Here is a 554-nt window from a genome sequence, read left to right as displayed (position 1 = left end):
CCGACGCCTTCAGGCCGAACATCACTTCGAGCTTCGAAAAGCCGAAGATGAAGGGTTCGCTCTTGTCGATGAGCGTGACGTCGAGGGCGTCGCCCATCGCCTCGGACAGCAGCGTCGTCAGTTCCAGGCCGCCAAAGCCCGCACCTAAAACGACGATGGATGGTTTCTTTGCGGTGCTCATCTTGGTTCCCCACGTCTTGGCGCCATGCCGAGGCGCCGGGTTGAACTCGTTCGTTGCCTTCCCGGTGGCGGCGAGCGCGTGTCTCCCACGCTCCCTCGCCGCCGATGCCCTGCCCTCCTGGGCCCTGGTCAGACCTGTCAGGTCAGCACAGGCTGCGGCACGATGCGGATGTAGGGCTTCGGTTCCTTCCAGCCCTGCGGATAAAGCTGCCTAGCCTCATCATTCGACACCGAACCCGCGATGATGACGTCGTCACCCGGCTTCCAATTGACCGGCGTCGCCAAGCGATGCTTCGCCGTCAGCTGCAGGGAGTCCACCACGCGCAGCACCTCGTCGCAGTTGCGGGCGTGCGTCATCGGGTAGGAAATAGCGG

At 63.5% G+C, this 554-nt stretch carries 2 pseudogenes; both read right to left on the bottom strand.

From position 1 onward, the window contains the following. Positions 1-181 (bottom strand): annotated as a pseudogene (locus EN852_RS34765) (NAD(P)/FAD-dependent oxidoreductase); the annotation flags it as partial. A 137-nt stretch (positions 182-318) separates the two neighbouring features. Continuing rightward, a pseudogene (locus tag EN852_RS34760) lies at positions 319-554 on the bottom strand (peroxiredoxin); the annotation flags it as partial.

Source organism: Mesorhizobium sp. M2E.F.Ca.ET.209.01.1.1 (genome assembly GCF_004010375.2).
Lineage (GTDB): Bacteria > Pseudomonadota > Alphaproteobacteria > Rhizobiales > Rhizobiaceae > Mesorhizobium.
This window is presented reverse-complemented; position numbering and strand designations above follow the sequence as displayed.